Below are 17,323 nucleotides of genomic sequence, written 5' to 3'. Positions count from 1 at the left end.
CTTTTTCCCTGAAAATTAGGTAATTGACCCCCTGAAAATGGGTAAAACCCCACACCCCCCTGCCCCCCCCGATGTCGGGGGCCACACCCTGCCCTCACGAAAAACTTTTTGCCGCAAACCCTAGTATAGTTTCTAGGAGTCAAAGGCCGCTAGAAACTCCTCCAGCTGCTGCCGAGTCGGTTGGGATGCGATCGCTCCTGCTCCCCTTGTCACCATTGCCCCCACCCCACAGGCATAAATCACCGCCTTACGGGCTAAATCGGCGTTTTTACCGATTTGATCGCCTCCCAGAGCGGCACGAGCTAAAAAACCGGCCACAAAGCCATCCCCCGCCCCGGTTGTATCCACTACTTCCCCAGGAAAAGCCTTGACAGTGCCGCTATTTTCGCCTAAATGATATTTACAACCTTTTGCGCCGCCAGTAACCAGAATTGCCCCTAAATTGGGGTATTGTGATGATATTCTGACGGGGGTATCAGTGCCAAATAACCAGCTTGCTTCTTCCTCGCTACATTTGAGCAAATCGGCCTGGACGATAAAATCTCGAATGATATCAGGAGCGGCCTCAAGATTAGGCCAAAAAACCGGCCGCCAGTTGATATCGACCAATACTTTCACCGCGTAAATTTTAGCCAATTGCAGGGCGCGCATCATCGCCGCCATCGCCGGGGGATAGGCTAACCCTAGGGTTCCCATCACGAGATAATCGGCATTTTTCCAGAGATTTTCGGGTAATAGGTCAGCATTAAGGGCAGTATCAGCAAAATCAGTTGTTTTTCTGCCGCCAAAACCCGCAAAATGTCTGTCTCCCCCAGCATCGCGGGTGACATAAACTTGTCGGGTGGGTAGGGTGGCATGATACTGCACACCAGTAGTATCGACTCCGAGAGCGTCTAGCAAGGCGATTAACTGTTCTCCTTCTTGATCTTTGCCCACACAACCAATAAAAGCCGAATTTATGCCCAATTTTCGCAATCCACAGGCCACGTTTGCCGGCGCCCCCCCCGCGTAGGTTGTCCAAGAAGTCACTTGCTCTATAGCGCGATCGCTTTGATCGGCAATTAGATCATAGAGGATTTCCCCTAAACAAATGACAGACACCGGCGAAGATCTTTGATTGTTAAGCATTGGTGTGGGAATTATGAATTATGAATTATGAATTATGAAGTGGGGTAGTGGGTAGGGTCGTTTCATTCTCCGAATCTAATTCTTTTTTTTGTTACCCTTAATCGCTTATCAGGTAAGCAAAGCACGACGTTTTTAAAAATTTTCAGATATATATTTCCGAGAAATCGACTAAAAACTTTGCCAGATAAGGATTTGAGAGAATGACATTTGAGAGAATGAATCAGCCCTAGGGTAGTGGGGTAGTGGGGTAGCTGTATCATCACCCTATCACCCCAAAACCCTATCACCCTATCTCCTCCTGACTGCTGACTCCTATCTCCTGACTGTTGACTCCTGATTACTGATTAATAGCTTGTCAAGAAATCACGATAAATCAACTAGAGATTATCTTAGACATTTAGTATAATCAAACACATAGATTAGGGGAAATTGCTCATAAATCAGCCCGATCGAGCGTGAATCCTCTTTCTCGGCCAAATATCTTTCCCTATTTTTTAGTCGTAGACTAAGCAAATATCATGATTGATTGTAGTCAGATTCAGTTTGACGAGGATAAAAGCAAGATAGATCTATTGCAACTACGAGAATTATTTAATTTAACCGCATTTTGGGCAATAGATCGCCGTTTAGAAGATTTAGAAACCGCAATTGACTATAGTGATCCGGTGGTGACGGTGTGGAATGAGCGGCAATTAATTGGTTTTGCTCGGGCCACTTCTGACGGCATTTATCGGGCCACTATTTGGGATGTGATCGTTCATCCCGATTATCAGGGAGCGGGTTTAGGGCGTAAATTAGTAGAAACAGTCTTGGCCCATCCCCGAATAAATCGGGTGGAAAGAGTCTATTTGATGACTACTAATCAAGAAAATTTTTACCAGCGCATTGGTTTCCAAAGCAACGCCACCACGACGATGGTATTATTTAATCGTTATCCCGAGGATTTTTCCTATCCGGCGATCGAGGTAAAGAAAAAACGATCCGTGTGAGCTTGTCCTGACTATTGTTATCGATTTGATCTAAGCTCATTTCCCCCTCCGATACTTCGATAATTCCCTTCGCTAACTGGAATTTAAGACCGGGAGAAAGACCGAGAGCTTGAGTAAATTGTTTAACTTCTTCTGGCTTTGATTCTAAACTCAAGGATGAAATTTCTGGCATTGGCCAGAGAGCCATTTCCCCCGTAAATTCTAGGGTAATAGTGACTTTTTTTTCGTCAAGAGCGCTTACGGATATACAAATAGAGCCGCTCCTTAGATTGGCGATCGCTGCATCGACGAGAAGGACAAGAGCAGAAAATAAACGCTGATAATCGGCAATAATAGCAATATCATCGGTTAAAGGGCTAAATTTAAGCTTAATATTGCGATTAGCTGCCTGTAAATGGGTTAAACTTGCCCAATCTTCCCAAAGTTTAGTTAAAGAAAAAATTTCTTGCTCGAGGGGTATAGTACCCGACTCTAGTTTAGAAAGATTAATCATCTCATCCAGCATTGCCATCAGTTTACAGCCCGCCAGTTGCCCCTGGGCGATAAATTCCCTTTCTTCGGCCGGACTTTCACAAAGATCGGCGAGAATCATTTGATGGAGACTGATCATACTGCTCAATGGCGATCGCAATTCGTGGGCAACCCGTCCCAAAAAACTGCTTTTGAGGTGATTAATTGCCACGGCCATCTGATAAGCGAGGCGAGTTTGCTGTAATTCCCGTTTTAAAGCGTCAATATCGTCCATATTTACAGAAAAACTGCCCCTTGTCGTAAGATATCCCATCCTTGACATTGCCAACGCGCGACAGTGGAGGGTTGTCCACTATTGATTATTCCCCATGCTTGCCTTTCTGTGGGCGCTAACACCGTCACCGAGGGAAAAGTAGTCATAATCGCTTCTGGAGTTAATAAAGGCTCTTGTCCTGACAGATTAGCACTTGTGGTCGCTAAAACACCAGTTCGACCGAGAATTTCTCTTGCGATCGCATGAGCGGGAACTCGGATCCCGATCGTGCTAGGATCTTTAGGGTTAAGAACTTTTGGTACTTTTTCAGAAGCGGGTAAAACCAAAGTTAAGGAGCCAGGCCAGTATTTTTCGGTCATTTGCCGCCAAATTTCCCTTTCTTCCTGATTTCCCTTGACATAATCCCATAAATCTGCTGCTGAGGCCGCCATGAGAATTAAGGGTTTATCAAAAGTCCGTTTTTTAGCGGCAAAAATTAAGGCAGCATAGGGGGGAGAAACCGCTAAAGCGGGAACTGTGTCCGTGGGAAAAGAAACCACTTGACCACTGAGAGCTGCGTGAACAATTTCGTTAAGAGAAGCAGTAGGCATTGAGAATTGATTATTTTTGGGGACTAATTTAGCCTAAGACTTTTTGGTACAATTTTAAACGGGTAGGGTTGATTCATGAATCAACCCTACCTTGAATCAACCCTACTTGATCAGCGGGGTATCTGAAAGTTTTTAACACCTACCTACTTATCTCCAACCAATTATCGACAGTTAATTATGAACGAGCCTGATACTTTTGCTAATCTCGAACAATTAGAATATATTCCCTACCTAGATGCCACCGGTAATATCTGTGTTGATTTCCAGGGAAAAATCGGGGTTTATGCCATTTTTAATCGAGAGCAAGTCCTAGAGTTTGTTGGCTATTCTCGTGATATTTATCTCAGTTTAAAACAACATCTTGCCCGACAGCCTCAAGCTTGTTATTGGCTAAAAATCCAGGTGATTGAGCGTCCTAATCGAACTATTCTCGAATCGATTAAACAAGCTTGGCTAAGAGAAAGTCAGGCAGTAATCGGCAATGAAAAAATCTGGACAGAACCAATTGATGCTAAATTAGCCATGACTGACATAGAAAAAGAAATTTATCAAAGTGCTGACGAATTAGGGAAAATGAAGTTATTAAAACAGGTATCCAGACGAGTAGAAAATGATATTTTATCAACCCTAGAAAAACGGGGAGTCCAGATGGAAATTCGTTTTAATCCTAAGTTAAAAGAACAGGGTTTGCTCGATTTAAAGTAAAAATGACTAGGAGCGATCGATTCCCCAGACAAACCGCTATGATATTATATCGCCCCCTCCCCACAGCAATGGAACAGCGATGACCACTCCAGACTGGCCAAACCTACTGCAGCAACTACTCGATCGAAAATCCCTTTCCCTTAACCAAGCTGAAGAATTAATGACCGGATGGTTAAACGGTCAGATTCCAGAAGTTTTATCGGGGGCGATTTTAGCGGCTTTGCAAGCAAAAGGAGTCTCGGCCGCGGAATTAGCGGGAATGGCCGGAGTTTTACGGCAACAGTCTCGCTTAGAAGACCCTAAACCCCATACTACTCCCGTTATCGATACCTGTGGCACCGGCGGTGACGGGGCCTCAACCTTTAATATTTCCACTGCCGTGGCCTTTGTGGCGGCCGCTGGGGGCGTAAAAGTGGCTAAACACGGCAATCGCTCTGCCTCCAGCAAGGTCGGTTCGGCCGATGTTCTAGAATATCTTGGGGTTAATTTGAGCGCCCCTAGCGAGAAGGTGGCGGCGGCCCTAGATGGGGTGGGAGTGACTTTTCTTTTTGCCCCCGGTTGGCATCCAGCCCTGAAAAGTGTGGCTAATCTCCGCAAAACCCTGAAAGTTCGCACGGTTTTTAATCTTCTGGGCCCTCTAGTTAATCCTCTCCGTCCCACAGGTCAAGTTATCGGGGTTTATGACCGGCAATTTCTCACCCCCATGGCCACGGCTTTAGCACAAATGGGAACCCCAAAGGCGATTATTGTTCACGGCCGGGAAAAACTCGACGAGGTGGGGTTAGGAGACCTGACCGATATGGCTTTATTAAATAATGGCGAGGTGATTTCTGCGGCGATCGATCCCTTGTCAATTGCTATCCCCAGAGCCAGTTTAAATGCCCTTAAAGGTGGGGAAGTGCCAGAAAATGCCGAAATCCTCAAAAATGTCCTGCAAGGAGGGGGAACGCCGGCTCAACGGGATGCTGTGGCGATTAATGCCTCTCTTGCCCTACAGGTGGCAGAAAAGGTCACTTTTGGCGATCATGCCGCCGGTTTCGCCCTCGCTCGCGACATTTTAGCCAGTGGGTTAGCTTGGCAAAAATTAGAGGAGTTGGTTAAGTTTCTCGCCTAGTACAGTTCACAGGGGTTAGTCTCGATGAAAAAATTTTCACCCCCACAGATGAAAGAGGTTTCCTTCCCTACACCCCACACCCCACACCCTCTTTCAAGTCAGGAGACTCCGAGACAGGAGATTGCTTTTATTTATTCTCCCTATCTCCCCACTTCCCCACTCCCCCACTCTGCAATAATTACTCCCAGCCAGAAATAGGTTGGTGTATATCATACTTTGTGCTTTTTGTCAAAAAAACTTTTTTTTTGCAATAAAACTACATAAAAAAAAGATCATCGTTAGGGGTGAAATTGACTGATTTACCCGTTTTAATTAGGATCACCTTCTAGGTGTGGCAAGGGTTTCAAGCATTGCTGCCCAAAAAAGCACAGAATAACCCATTGTGAAATTCAGTAAAATCGCTGTAACTATGATAACATCGTTGTTAAATAAAAATCTTTCTCAATTAATTCTTAAGAATTTATAAATATTGCGGAATGTTAATTTAAATATTCTCAAGTTTTTGCAGTCAATGAATAATTTTTGCTTATCTTTGTCGGAAAATAGAACTTCTGCAAAAATCCAACATCTACCATTGGGTTAGGAGTCAGTTATCAGTTATCAGTTATCAGTTATCAGTTATCAGTTATCAGTTATCAGTTATCAGTTATCAGTTATCAGTTATCAGTGAGAAGGGGATAGGAAAATGGGGGAATAGGGTAATGGGGAGATAGAGTAATTTCCACTAAAACCCTAAAACCCTAAAACCCTAAAACCCTACACCCCACACCCCACTCCCCACTCCCCACTCCCCACTTATGAGAGATGATCAAAAGATGAAAGAATCATGGCGAGAACGTCTGAATATCTCTCGAATAGCGATTAATGCGCCGAGGTTAACCATTGCTTTCTGGTTAGCGGTGGCCGTGGCGGGAATTTTGGCTTTTAGTTCCCTAAAATACGCTCTTTTCCCCGATATCAGCTTTCCAGTCGTAATAATTAACGCTCAAGCGGATTTAGCTACTGCTATCACCACGGAACAGCAATTAACTAAACCCCTAGAAAATCCCCTTTTCTCTCTCCCCGGTTGTCGCGATGTTTCCTCGACTACTGGCCCCGGACAGTCAGTAATCAGCATTTTCTTTAAAATTGGCACAAATTTAGACAAAGCCACCGCAGCAGTTAAACAGACTATCTCGCAAGTCCCTTTACCCCCTCAAGCTACTACGGAAGTTATCCCCGTTGATTTAAATGAGTCGGCAACAGTTACATATACGCTGGTGAGTGAGCAGAAAACCCTAGAAGAATTAAGCCAAATCGCCCAAGATAATTTAATTCCGCCCTTAAAAGCTCTCCCAGGTACGGCTAAAGTTAATTTACTCGGTCAAGGTACAGTTAGAGAAGATAATCCCCATAAAAGCTTAACCCGACCATTGCCCACGCTGGTGCGCTTTAACGGCCAAGAGGCGATCGCAGTGCAGGTAATCAAAAAAGGTGCAGCCAATAGTCTCGATCTGGCCGCTCAAGCAGAAAAACTGGTTAAAGACATAGCACAAAAACTGCCCGATGTCAAGATAATTTTAGCTGAAACCCAAGCGGAATATATTCGCGCTGCCCTACAAGGCACGATCGATGATTTACTTTTGGCAGTTTTGCTGTCAGTGCTGGTTATATTGATATTTTTAGGCAGTTTCGCCGCTACGGTCATTTCTGCTCTGGTTATCCCCCTATCTCTTTTGGGGACTTTCATTATCATGGCCATCTATGGGTTTAATCTGGAAACCCTGACACTGCTGGCTCTCGCTTTGGTGATTGGCATTGTCGTGGATGATGCGATCGTTGATGTGGAGAATATTTCCCGTTTAATCGATGCGGGGGAAACCCCGAAAAATGCGGCACTCAAGGGGACAAGGGAGATCGGATTAGCTGTCACCGCCTCCACCTTAACCATTGTTGCCGTGTTTATACCCGTCGCTTTTATGGGGGGTGCGGTGGGGCAGTTTTTCCAACCCTTCGGTTTAACTGTCTCGGCTGCGGTGATTTTTTCTCTGTTGATCGCCAGAACTTTATCGCCAGTTTTGGCATTATATTGGCTGAAACCGCAGTCACGGGCAAAAATGACGAAACAAAAGCGACCGATTGAGAACACCTACCGACGGCTCTTAAACTGGTCATTGCGTCATCGTTTGCTGGTCATTGCTATTGCCCTAATTACCTTTTTGGCGGGTATTGCCCTGATTCCTTTTATTTCTAGGGGATTTATTCCCCGACTCGATCGCGGCGAGTTTAATCTAGTTTATACGTCTCCTTTGCCGAAAATAACGCAAATTAGCCCTAATAAACCGACGGCTAAGAGTTCTACTGATAGTTTCGCTTGGATTTCTCAGTTAGCGAGTTCTCCCGAAAGTTTTCTCCTGCGTCGCACTGTCCGGGATGGCAGCAAATTAGAAGCGCCGATTTTGGGGGATGGGGAAGTGGAATCGACTTTTCTGATCGCCGGTTTACGCGGTGAGCCGAATCGTGGCAAAATTCACGTTAAACTGAAGGGCGATCGTAAATCTCACACCAGCGCCGTGCAGCAACGGATTCGGCAAATTTTACCGACAATTAGAGGGGTGAATGTCAGTGTCGAGGACATTCCTTTTGTGCAGACGGAAGCGGAAAAGCCGATCCAAATTGCGATTAAAAGCGATAATTTGCCACTATTGCGCGATAGTGCCGAGAAATTGCGGGTTGAGGCCGCTAAAATCGCCGGTTTGAAGGATATTTCCCTATCATCTAGATTAAATGATCGGGGGGATTTTTTGGCGATCGAGCGTTTAAATGGTCAACAGGCGATTTTTCTCAGTGCTAATCTCAGTCCGGATTTAGGCTTAGAAGATGCGGCGATTAAAATTGAAGGGATTCCTTTACCGGAAGGGATAACTTTACAGCGTTGGGGTACTTCTTCTCAAAGTAGCGATGTTTTGGGCAGTTTTGGTCGCACTTTAATCCTAGCGACGATTTTAATGTTAGGAGTTTTATGGTTATTATTCAGAAGACTGCTAGAAACTATCGTCATCGCTTTATGTTTACCTTTAGCGATTGTGGGGGCAATGTTGGGGTTATTGATAACGGGTAGTGAGTTTAGTATGATTTCTCTGATCGGGTTTATCTTCCTCTTGGGATTACTCGATAAAAACGCTGTGTTATTGCTGGATTATACTAACCAATTGCGTCAACAGGGTTGGAGTCGGGAGGAAGCGGTGTTAGAAACGGGAATGATTAGGTTAAGACCGATTTTAATGACCACTTGTTCGACAATTTTAGGCATGATTCCGATCGCTTTGGGATTGGGTACTGGTGCGGAATTGCGGCAACCCATGGCGATGGTAATTGTGGGAGGTTTAGTCACTTCTTCCCTGTTGAGTTTAATTGTTGTGCCTGTGTTATATCTAAGTTTAGAGGATGTTTGGAACCGGATTAAAGCCGGTCAAAAGTAGCTAGTTTTACCGTCCCTTTAGTTAGGGTTGGGTGCATCCCACATTTGCAGAAATACCGAGAATCAGCAATTATCAGTGACTCTTAAATTAGTATAAAAATATGAACAATCGCGTGTAAGCATCCCACCGAAAAGCTAATGTGCGGGGGGTTTGGGGGGTAGAACCCCCCAAAAGCTTGGATTGAGTAATAAAACCGAAAGTAACCCCCAATTTTAGGAGAAAGTTTCCCCTGAAAAATCCCAAATTAGTAGATTTACAAAAATGAGATGCACCCTTATGGTTACCCTGTCACCCTGTCCCCACTAAAAACTTTTTGCCACAAACCCTAGTTATTGTTTTGGCTTCTGATTACTATAGAGTCGTTTGAACTCTTTTTGTTGTTGATTATGATCGACAATTGGCTCAGGATAACCACAACGATGTCTTTCTAAACGGGGGATTTTCCCAGTTACTAGATATTCCGTATCTACGGAGGCTAATTCCGGCAACCACTGACGAATATATTCCCCTTCCAGATCGAATTTTTGTGTCTGACTAGCGGGATTAAAAATTCTTAAAGGTTTCGGATCCATGCCACTAGACGCACTCCACTGCCAACCACCATTATTAGCGGCTAAATCGCCATCAAAAAGTTTCTGCATGAAGTATTTTTCGCCTTTTTGCCAGTTAATAATTAAATCTTTGGTTAAAAAACTCGCCACGATCATGCGACAACGATTGTGCATCCATCCCGTTTCATTTAATTGTCGCATGGCCGCGTCAACGATCGGATAGCCGGTTTTTCCCTGGCACCAAGCTTGAAAATGTTCTTCGTTATCCTGCCAAGGAAAATGACGAAATTCTTTTCTATAAGCACCGACCGCCAATTCTGGGAAAAAATAGAGACAATGCTGGTAAAATTCCCGCCAAGCTAACTCTTGCTGCCAAGTGATAATACTATTTTTTGCTTCCTCTGCCCGGCAATTTTCTAATAATTCTAGGGTTGCCGTCCAAATTGTGCGGATGCCAATCGCCCCAAATTTTAAAGCGGCACTCAAGCGCGAGGTCCCATCGAAAGCGGGGAAGTTACGATCTTCTTGATAATTGTTAATAACCCCTTGACAAAATTCTTCTAATCTGCTAGTAGCGGCTTTTTCTCCGGGGGTGAGGGGTAAGGGATTTTGCCAAGTAAAACCTAAATTTTCTAGGGTTGGTAAGTTAATAGTTTCTGCGAGTTTCTCCCCCTCATTTTCGTCTAATCCTTGCAGGTTTTCTAGGGTTTTGGGGCTGGCTTTGGCTAATTGGCTCCAATTTTTCCAAAAAGGAGTATATACGGTGTAGGGACTTTTTGAGAGGGTGAGGACTTGTCCGGGGGCGTGGAGAAGTTGATCCCAGAAAGTTTCTACTTCAATTCCTTTTGTTTGTAAAGCGGCGATTACCTGTTGATCCCGTTGACGCGCGTAGGGTTCGATATCGAGGTTAAAAAAAACTGCTTTTGCCGATAAATTGCTGGCTAAATTGACCAGTGTTTGACTGGGGTTGCCGCGAATAATCAGTAATTGACTACCTTTTTGGCGATAATTTTTTTCTAATTCCTCTAGACAACCGAGGAGATAGGCAACCCTAGCCGGGGCGATATCATCCCCTTCTAAAATAGCAGGATCGAGGCAGAAAACCCCGATAATTTTCGGACTGCGCTCCCTAGCTTTACTCAGTCCAATATTATCCGAGAGACGTAAATCGCGACGATGCCAGAAAAGGATTAGATTTGACATAAAGTAAGGTGATGAGAAGATTATCAGGGGCGAGATTATTGGGGTAAAACGGGGGTACAGTTAAGAACAAATTCAAGTCAAAAATACTCTTTCTGTAATTATAGGACAGTGGATCAAGAATAATTATCTAATTTTACAATCTAGCTGTGATTGGCAGTTAATTTATTGACAAAATCTCGATGTTCTGCTGTTTCTAACCCCCGCTGCAAAATCACTAAAACTTTTCCTAAGTCGCCCATTAATAAAGCGTTTTTATCTAGCCATAAACCGGGGAAGATTTGAGAGCGCATTATGCCATCACTATCGGGTTCTAGTTTAATATATTCTCCTGCCTGTAGTCGAAACCAATCAATTTCTTGTTCATAAAACCTCCAGACTAGATATTCTTGGACTTGATTGCGACGGTAAACATTTAATTTTTGATGAACATCGTAGGAAGCACTAGAAGCGGCAATTTCGACAATTAATTCCGGCGCGCCTTCTACATAATCATCTTGACTAATTGTTGATTGTCCTCCCTTGTCAATTCTTAATAGGGCATCCGGTTGGGGTTCGTTATCAATATCTAATCTCACGGTGGCATTATCACCCAATCTAACACCTGGAGTCGCCGCTTTATAGAGAGCTAACCATCCGATAATATTAGCATGAGGCTCGGCGTGACTTTCAAATCTGAGGGGAGATGCCATATAAACAATTCCTTCAATTAATTCCGCTTTTTTGAGATGGGGCATCTCTTGATAACGTCGTTCAAATTCCCATCGAGTTAATTTATCGCCGTTTTCTAGGGGAGGAATTGTTAAAGAAGCAGCTATTACTGGGGTAGTTGTCATAAGTTTTCTCTTTTCACCCGTCTTCTAGTTAATCTTTGCCCGCTATCGGATCAGCAATTTCTCCTGATATTCCATTATTATAACACCCATCGGTAGGGTGTGTTAAAGTAGCTCAACACACCCACAAAAATCAATTAGAAATTAACAAATAATCTATAAGCTTAATTAATCTTTTCTCTTTAACTCCTGACACCGGGCGATTTAGGACATCTTCCAAAGAATCAAAGGGCTTTTCTGAACGTTTTTTCAGAAAGTCATTAACAGATGCAGGTGGAATTCTCCCTTTTTTAAGTTGATTAGCGTCACAGCTATTCAAAAGCTCTAAAATCGATTTAGAAGGAGGAGAAGCAGGAGGAGGAGGAGAAATAATAATTTTTTCTTCCAGTCTTTTGATTTCTTTTTGGTACTCCTCTCGGATTGCTTGTAACTGGGTTTCTAATCGTTTTTCAAGATTACTCATCCTCAATTCTAGAGGATTATCTGTTTTTTCAGGCGTGGTAATTAACCTAGGAGAAGGAGATAATAACTGGATTTGCTGTAAAGCGATATTCTCCGCTTCTTTATCAACTACAAAAGCGTTAATCATCTCGATGTCAGGAACTTTCTGATTAGCGATGACAGAAGCATAATATTCTAAATCTCCACTGATAATATTATAACGTTCATCAACTTTTTTATTATCAGCTTTTTTGAGAATAACAGGGCGAATAAGTCCACCCATTTCAATAATAAGATTGGCTAAATTTTCTAATTCAGTTTCAGAGAAGGTTTCTCTGGGAACAGAAGGATTAATATCAGTAATATCGACTCGTAAAAATTTACACATTTATTTAACTCCTATTTTCGCTAAAACTTCGATTGCTAAGGCTTCAAATTCTGATGCTGATACTCCCGCATCGCTTTTATGTTCAGCATAATCAATTATAGATTGGGGAGCAGGAATTTCTAAATCTCCCACGGTAACGTATTGATTTATACAGCGAGATAAAGGCATTCTTTCCGAGATAGTTGATTCCATCAAGGGTAAATTATATTTGTCTGGAATCACTTGTTTTTGTTTGGGAAAATTAAATCTTAAGTATTGAGCATGGGTGGAAATTTTGGAAGGTAAAACGCCTAAAATTTGTAGGGTTGGTTTACCCAAATCTCCACGACTTTCATTGATTTCTTCTTGAACAAAGTTTTTAACGCTATCTAATCCTTGATTAGAAAATGGTTTAAGATCTGAAGGAATTATCAGATAATCAGCTGCAATTAAAGCAATGCGTGCATATAAATCAAGTGCGGGAGGTGCATCAATAATTACAATATCATATTGATCCTTTACTTTCTCTAATTTTCTGGCCAATCTAGCAAATACCGCCGCATTATCTTTAATTTTAGCTTGGTTAGCAATTAAAGATATGTGAGAGGGAATAACATCAATTTCTGGATGATTGAATCCTTGAGACTTTCTGACAATATTCTCAATAAAAATGCGGTTACTGTTATCTAGTAAATGAAAGACATTTTTATCTTTTAAATCATCGTCATCATCGAATTGAAACTTAATTAAACCAACGGCAAAGGTACTATTAGCTTGAGCATCAATATCAATTAATAATACTCGCTTGCCTTTTTTACTCAAGGCTGCCGCTAGATTGGTAGCGACGGTGGTTTTACCAACACCACCTTTATGATGATAAATTGCGATGGTTTTCATGGGATTTTTGTTGTTGATTGTTGGAGAATTAAGCGGTGGAATACCCAGGGATAAAGTTTCGTAGCCAATCAGAGATTTTAACTGTTCTAAGTGAGAGGCAATTTCTAACCCAGAACATCTAAAAACTAAATAAATTTTATCGGGTTTTCTTCGATAAAGTTGAATCTCATCACCGTTGGTTAATAATCCCCACTGCACTTTAAAGTAGTTGAGATAATAGCCTAAACGGTGACGATGATTGATGAGCTTTTCTCTGGGGTTTTTAGCCTCGATAATTAGACAGTGAGAGGCAAAAAACTGCCTTTTATTGATAGGTTTTTGAGCGGAAACAAGGAAATCTAAGCGGACTTTACCGAAGCTAACTTGTTGATACCAATGTTCGGCATTGTAGCCTAGTTTGGGGAGTAAATACTGAACAATTAGTTTACTCTCCACTTCCCTTTCGTTATGACAATGGCGAGGATTGAAAGTCACATATTTGAGGAAATACTTAAAAATAACTTATTGTTAGTTTAAATGATGACAGCCCTTCCCGTCAAGGTAAAGCACAGAGTAAACTTAATCAAGTATTTCAGCTGCAAGAACAAACCCAATCTATCCCAGAAAAGCTGTATATTGAGATGCACATGAGTAAATTTACATATACATATCTATGGCAGTAGGATGTTTATCTAGCACTTTTGACAATGACAGAGAAAACCATCCTACCCACAGGTTAAATTAATGGAGCTGCATAATTTTCTCGGCTACTTTCTGGGAAATAAAAGGTAAAATTGAGCGATTTTGACTGTTATCTTTTCCCTCGGTAAATACCACCAAGAGATAGGGAGTATGATGGGGAATTTCAATATAGGCTGCATCGTGACGTACTTGACTTGTCCAACCAGCTTTTGACCAAATTTGACTATTTTCTGGTAATCCCTGTCCCAAAAATCCTAAAATTTGTGTCTCATCTCCTTGACTTGTCCAATCAGCAGGATTAAGACTTCGTTTTAGTAAAGACATCATCATCTGGGAACGTTGGGAAGAAACCGCAATCCCCCCGATAATAGTATGAATTAAACGCGCCACTGCATTGCTAGTTAACATATTGCGATTCTCCATTAATTCCCCTAAAAAAGCGCGTTCACGTCCATAGGGACCATCAGACCAAGTTTTTTGATTAACGTTAATTGTCGCTAATTCTGGCCAATTCAAGGATTGAAAATAACGATTAACTATGTTGCGTTGTTGCTTCCAAGTTTCAAAGGGACCGGCGGCAATTTCTGGACCGCTAGTGGTTCCTGTAACCAGATCTACAACTAAACTGGCAGCATCATTACTAGAGTCAACAATCATGTCACGAATGGCGCGATTTAATTCGCTGCTTTCGGCAATCATTCCCCCCTCTAACCACTCATGAATTGCTACCAGATAAAACAATTTCACTAAACTAGCGGGATAGGTTCTTTCTTGTCCGCGATAACTAAATCCACGGGGGGAATATTTCCAGAATTCTTCGTGAGAAATTGCTCCCCCCGTGTTGACGACAACGGGAGGATCATATACTATCCAAGTTAGGGCAATTTGTTCTTGAGCTAATTGGGGAAATGCTCGCCAAGTTGTTTCTAAAATATCTGTACCGAACTGTTGGAGATGGTCTTCAGTATGAAAAAAGTTCATAGGTGTGCTGCAAAGTCAAGAGTTAGAAGGTGGATAAATTCTTGAGTCGGCAATTCTCATTTTACGGTAAAATTTACCGATAATTAATTATTTGATCGCTTCTGAGTTTAATGTTTATATCTACCGATGAGGTTCATCTCTATTTTATCAGTCTCGATCCCTCTGGGGATAGACTAGAAAAACTGGCTTCTTTGCTCTCGGAAGATGAAATAATTAGAGCTAATCGTTACCATTTTCCCCAACACAAGCGGCGTTTTTTGGTGGCGAGGGGTTGTTTACGGGAGATTTTAGGGTCATATTTGGCGATAAGTCCCGAAAAAATCGAGTTTATCTACAGCGAACGGGGAAAACCGAGTATTAACTACCAATTGCAGTTTAATCTCTCCCATTCCGAGGAGATGGCCATCTGTGGCTTGACTTTAACCGCTCGCATCGGGGTAGATTTAGAGAAAATGCGCGAGGTGAAAGATTTAGATAGCTTGACAAAAAGGTTTTTTTGTGCTAGGGAACACGAGCTTGTTGAAAAGTCCGCAGAGAAGGAAAAGCTATTTTTTCAGTTATGGACGGCAAAAGAGGCTTATTTAAAGGCACTGGGAACGGGAATTAGCGGGGGACTCGATCGAGTGGAAGTGGGCCTCAATCCCTTAAAATTAGACAATGTGGCGGGGGAATGGCAATTATGGACAGCGGCAATCGGCGATAATTATCGAGCGACGGTGGTTATCGAAGGTAGCGATCGAGTGATTAAAACCTTTGGCCTTTCTGATCTATGATTAATTGGGGAGTTAATTGCCTTGAGAAATTCAGTAATTATTCCTAGCTATCTCAAAAAAAGCTTGTCCTTAATTATTACTTAACCTTGTTTTCTCTATGCGAATTGCTCTTTTTACAGAAACTTTCTTACCGAAAATCGATGGCATTGTCACCCGTCTTAAACATACCGTGGAACACCTACAAAGATTAGGTCATCAGGTATTAGTTTTCTCTCCCGATGGCGGTTTAAAGGAGTACAAAGGTGCTAAAATTCATGGAGTTACAGGGATTCCCTTACCCCTATATCCGGAATTAAAAATGGCTTTCCCCCGGCCTTCCGTCGGTCAAGCTTTAGAGAGGTTTAAACCTGATATTATTCATGTGGTTAACCCGGCTATTTTAGGGGTGGGAGGCATTTATTTTGCCAAAACTATGAACATTCCCCTCGTCGCTTCCTATCATACCCATCTCCCCCAATACCTACAACACTATGGATTAGGTTCCCTAGAAGGATTACTCTGGGAATTATTAAAACTGGCCCACAATCAAGCAAGTTTAAATCTCTGCACTTCCACCGCTATGGTACAAGAATTATCTAGTCGTGGCATTGAAAAGGTCGAGCTTTGGCAAAGGGGAGTCGATACGGAATTATTTCAACCTCATTTAAAATCCCCGGCCATGAGACTGAAATTATCCCAAAATAACCCCGATAGTCCTCTCTTATTATACGTTGGTCGAGTGTCGGCCGAAAAAGAAATCGATCGCATTAAACCAGTCTTAGAAGCGATTCCCGAAGCAAGATTTGCCATTGTGGGAGATGGTCCCCATCGGGAAGCTTTAACAAGTCATTTTGCCGACACAAATACCCATTTTGTCGGTTATTTACAGGGGTTAGAATTAGCCTCCGCTTTTGCTTCCGCAGATGCTTTTCTTTTTCCCTCACGCACAGAAACCCTCGGTTTGGTACTCTTAGAATCCATGGCTGCCGGTTGTCCGGTAGTGGCAGCAAATTCGGGGGGAATTCCCGATATTGTCACCGATGGAGTTAATGGTCATCTCTTCGATCCTAGGGATGAAAAAGGTTTAATTAGTGCCACCCAAAGATTACTAACCGCCAAGGCAGAAAGAGAGGAATTACGACGGAATGCGCGTCTAGAAGCGGAAAAATGGGCATGGCAAGCGGCCACCAAACAGTTATTAAATTACTATCACCAAGTTTTGAATAATAATTCTGTGGCTTTTGCCGCTTAATTGTTGTCAAAATGCTCGAATTTAACCGCAAAAACTTTGACCTATTGTAACTTTTATGGCCAGCGCACCCAGTACCACCTTAGATAAGTCCACCCAAGGGGTGAAAAAGACTTATCCCAACTATAAAGTTATTGTTCTCAACGATGACTTTAACACCTTCGATCATGTGGCCAATTGTTTAATTAAATATATCCCGGATATGACCACCGATCGAGCTTGGGAATTAACTAATCAAGTTCACTACCAAGGACAGGCAATTGTCTGGACAGGTCCCCAAGAACAAGCGGAACTTTATCACCAACAATTGCGACGGGAAGGATTAACCATGGCTCCCCTAGAGGCCGCATAATTATGAATAATGGTCGCTTAGTTTGGAATCATTCTACTCATATACCGGGGTTGATTGCGGTATTAGAAAAGTTAATTACTTATCAGGGAATCACCACTGTCACCCCCGGGGTACTTTCTCGCTCAAAAGGTCATTGTCCGCGGTTACAATTGCGGATATCAGTGCCAATTCGTGGTGGTTTTAAGCTGATTGCGAGGACAGGAAAAAGTGTTCAGGAAGTCTTTGTTATTACCGATTTAAACCAAGAGGATTTAGAAATGGCTATCCAAGCTTGTTTAGGAAAATAA

The 17,323-nt window shown here is 42.6% G+C and carries 16 protein-coding genes; 8 read left to right on the top strand and 8 right to left on the bottom strand.

Annotated elements, in window-relative coordinates; translation table 11 throughout:
- Positions 1–132: 132 nt before the first annotated feature.
- A complete protein-coding gene (locus tag B5D77_RS19920) occupies positions 133–1,128 on the bottom strand; it encodes a carbohydrate kinase (protein ID WP_106909501.1) in 996 nt (331 codons plus the stop codon).
- A 518-nt stretch (positions 1,129–1,646) separates the two neighbouring features.
- Here B5D77_RS19920 and B5D77_RS19915 point away from each other — a divergent pair.
- The gene (locus B5D77_RS19915) at positions 1,647–2,117 is read left to right on the top strand and encodes a GNAT family N-acetyltransferase (protein ID WP_008196836.1); all 471 of its coding nucleotides are present in this window, start codon (positions 1,647–1,649) and stop codon (positions 2,115–2,117) included.
- Here the strand turns inward: B5D77_RS19915 and B5D77_RS19910 are convergent.
- Both B5D77_RS19910 and B5D77_RS19905 read right to left on the bottom strand, forming a co-directional pair.
- A complete protein-coding gene (locus B5D77_RS19910; RefSeq protein ID WP_008196837.1) occupies positions 2,053–2,910 on the bottom strand; it encodes a sensor histidine kinase KdpD in 858 nt (285 codons plus the stop codon). The genes B5D77_RS19915 and B5D77_RS19910 overlap by 65 nt on opposite strands.
- Entirely contained in the window at positions 2,865–3,452 is a 588-nt protein-coding gene (locus B5D77_RS19905) for an L-threonylcarbamoyladenylate synthase (protein WP_008196839.1), read from the bottom strand. The genes B5D77_RS19910 and B5D77_RS19905 overlap by 46 nt, the downstream gene beginning before the upstream one ends.
- Positions 3,453–3,629: 177 nt before the next feature.
- Between B5D77_RS19905 and B5D77_RS19900 the strand changes: the two genes are divergently transcribed.
- The 3 genes from B5D77_RS19900 (at position 3,630) to B5D77_RS19890 (ending at position 8,732) form a co-directional block, all read left to right on the top strand.
- Positions 3,630–4,157: a GIY-YIG nuclease family protein gene (locus B5D77_RS19900; protein ID WP_008196841.1), complete on the top strand. Its 528-nt coding sequence runs from the start codon at positions 3,630–3,632 to the stop codon at positions 4,155–4,157.
- A 79-nt stretch (positions 4,158–4,236) separates the two neighbouring features.
- Positions 4,237–5,271, top strand: a complete 1,035-nt coding sequence (trpD, locus tag B5D77_RS19895; RefSeq protein WP_008196843.1) for an anthranilate phosphoribosyltransferase — start codon at positions 4,237–4,239, stop codon at positions 5,269–5,271.
- An 815-nt stretch (positions 5,272–6,086) separates the two neighbouring features.
- Positions 6,087–8,732 carry an efflux RND transporter permease subunit gene (locus B5D77_RS19890; RefSeq protein WP_106909500.1) on the top strand — a complete coding sequence of 882 codons (2,646 nt, stop codon included), beginning with the start codon at positions 6,087–6,089 and terminating at the stop codon, positions 8,730–8,732.
- 329 nt (positions 8,733–9,061) lie between these two features.
- Here B5D77_RS19890 and B5D77_RS19885 read toward each other — a convergent pair whose 3' ends face one another.
- From B5D77_RS19885 to B5D77_RS19865, 5 genes are all read right to left on the bottom strand, one after another.
- Complete coding sequence (locus B5D77_RS19885) at positions 9,062–10,486, bottom strand: FAD-binding domain-containing protein (protein ID WP_008196853.1); 1,425 nt, start codon at positions 10,484–10,486, stop codon at positions 9,062–9,064.
- 140 nt (positions 10,487–10,626) lie between these two features.
- On the bottom strand, positions 10,627–11,319 hold the full coding sequence (locus B5D77_RS19880) for a Uma2 family endonuclease (protein WP_172456620.1): 693 nt from the start codon (positions 11,317–11,319) through the stop codon (positions 10,627–10,629).
- 130 nt (positions 11,320–11,449) lie between these two features.
- Complete coding sequence (locus tag B5D77_RS19875; RefSeq protein WP_039899419.1) at positions 11,450–12,145, bottom strand: hypothetical protein; 696 nt, start codon at positions 12,143–12,145, stop codon at positions 11,450–11,452.
- A complete protein-coding gene (locus B5D77_RS19870) occupies positions 12,146–13,495 on the bottom strand; it encodes an AAA family ATPase (RefSeq protein ID WP_008196863.1) in 1,350 nt (449 codons plus the stop codon). It lies immediately after the preceding gene.
- Positions 13,496–13,741: 246 nt separating this feature from the next.
- The gene (locus B5D77_RS19865; RefSeq protein ID WP_106909499.1) at positions 13,742–14,683 is read right to left on the bottom strand and encodes a serine hydrolase; all 942 of its coding nucleotides are present in this window, start codon (positions 14,681–14,683) and stop codon (positions 13,742–13,744) included.
- Positions 14,684–14,793: 110 nt separating this feature from the next.
- Between B5D77_RS19865 and B5D77_RS19860 the strand changes: the two genes are divergently transcribed.
- The 4 genes from B5D77_RS19860 to B5D77_RS19845 all read left to right on the top strand — a co-directional run bounded on the left by B5D77_RS19860 (position 14,794) and on the right by B5D77_RS19845 (position 17,323).
- Positions 14,794–15,456, top strand: a complete 663-nt coding sequence (locus B5D77_RS19860; protein ID WP_008196866.1) for a 4'-phosphopantetheinyl transferase superfamily protein — start codon at positions 14,794–14,796, stop codon at positions 15,454–15,456.
- A 97-nt stretch (positions 15,457–15,553) separates the two neighbouring features.
- On the top strand, positions 15,554–16,687 hold the full coding sequence (locus B5D77_RS19855; RefSeq protein WP_008196868.1) for a glycosyltransferase family 1 protein: 1,134 nt from the start codon (positions 15,554–15,556) through the stop codon (positions 16,685–16,687).
- Between the two features lie 55 nt (positions 16,688–16,742).
- Positions 16,743–17,036, top strand: coding sequence for an ATP-dependent Clp protease adapter ClpS (clpS, locus tag B5D77_RS19850; protein WP_002758084.1), 294 nt, complete (start codon positions 16,743–16,745; stop codon positions 17,034–17,036).
- Between the two features lie 2 nt (positions 17,037–17,038).
- The gene (locus B5D77_RS19845) at positions 17,039–17,323 is read left to right on the top strand and encodes a DUF2103 domain-containing protein (protein WP_002732155.1); all 285 of its coding nucleotides are present in this window, start codon (positions 17,039–17,041) and stop codon (positions 17,321–17,323) included.

The sequence above is a fragment of the Microcystis sp. MC19 genome (assembly GCF_003019735.1).
Lineage (GTDB): Bacteria > Cyanobacteriota > Cyanobacteriia > Cyanobacteriales > Microcystaceae > Microcystis.
This window is presented reverse-complemented; position numbering and strand designations above follow the sequence as displayed.

What these genes read in the sequence shown, in the direction of transcription:
- B5D77_RS19875 (WP_039899419.1), bottom strand. Translation starts at nt 12,145, where the DNA reads ATGTGTAAATTTTTACGAGTCGATATTACTGATATTAATCCTTCTGTT.
- B5D77_RS19905 (WP_008196839.1), bottom strand. Translation starts at nt 3,452, where the DNA reads ATGCCTACTGCTTCTCTTAACGAAATTGTTCACGCAGCTCTCAGTGGT.
- B5D77_RS19845 (WP_002732155.1), top strand. Translation starts at nt 17,039, where the DNA reads ATGAATAATGGTCGCTTAGTTTGGAATCATTCTACTCATATACCGGGG.
- B5D77_RS19890 (WP_106909500.1), top strand. Translation starts at nt 6,087, where the DNA reads ATGAAAGAATCATGGCGAGAACGTCTGAATATCTCTCGAATAGCGATT.
- B5D77_RS19855 (WP_008196868.1), top strand. Translation starts at nt 15,554, where the DNA reads ATGCGAATTGCTCTTTTTACAGAAACTTTCTTACCGAAAATCGATGGC.
- B5D77_RS19860 (WP_008196866.1), top strand. Translation starts at nt 14,794, where the DNA reads ATGTTTATATCTACCGATGAGGTTCATCTCTATTTTATCAGTCTCGAT.
- B5D77_RS19910 (WP_008196837.1), bottom strand. Translation starts at nt 2,910, where the DNA reads ATGTCAAGGATGGGATATCTTACGACAAGGGGCAGTTTTTCTGTAAAT.
- B5D77_RS19865 (WP_106909499.1), bottom strand. Translation starts at nt 14,683, where the DNA reads ATGAACTTTTTTCATACTGAAGACCATCTCCAACAGTTCGGTACAGAT.
- clpS (WP_002758084.1), top strand. Translation starts at nt 16,743, where the DNA reads ATGGCCAGCGCACCCAGTACCACCTTAGATAAGTCCACCCAAGGGGTG.
- B5D77_RS19880 (WP_172456620.1), bottom strand. Translation starts at nt 11,319, where the DNA reads ATGACAACTACCCCAGTAATAGCTGCTTCTTTAACAATTCCTCCCCTA.
- B5D77_RS19920 (WP_106909501.1), bottom strand. Translation starts at nt 1,128, where the DNA reads ATGCTTAACAATCAAAGATCTTCGCCGGTGTCTGTCATTTGTTTAGGG.
- B5D77_RS19900 (WP_008196841.1), top strand. Translation starts at nt 3,630, where the DNA reads ATGAACGAGCCTGATACTTTTGCTAATCTCGAACAATTAGAATATATT.
- B5D77_RS19885 (WP_008196853.1), bottom strand. Translation starts at nt 10,486, where the DNA reads ATGTCAAATCTAATCCTTTTCTGGCATCGTCGCGATTTACGTCTCTCG.
- B5D77_RS19915 (WP_008196836.1), top strand. Translation starts at nt 1,647, where the DNA reads ATGATTGATTGTAGTCAGATTCAGTTTGACGAGGATAAAAGCAAGATA.
- trpD (WP_008196843.1), top strand. Translation starts at nt 4,237, where the DNA reads ATGACCACTCCAGACTGGCCAAACCTACTGCAGCAACTACTCGATCGA.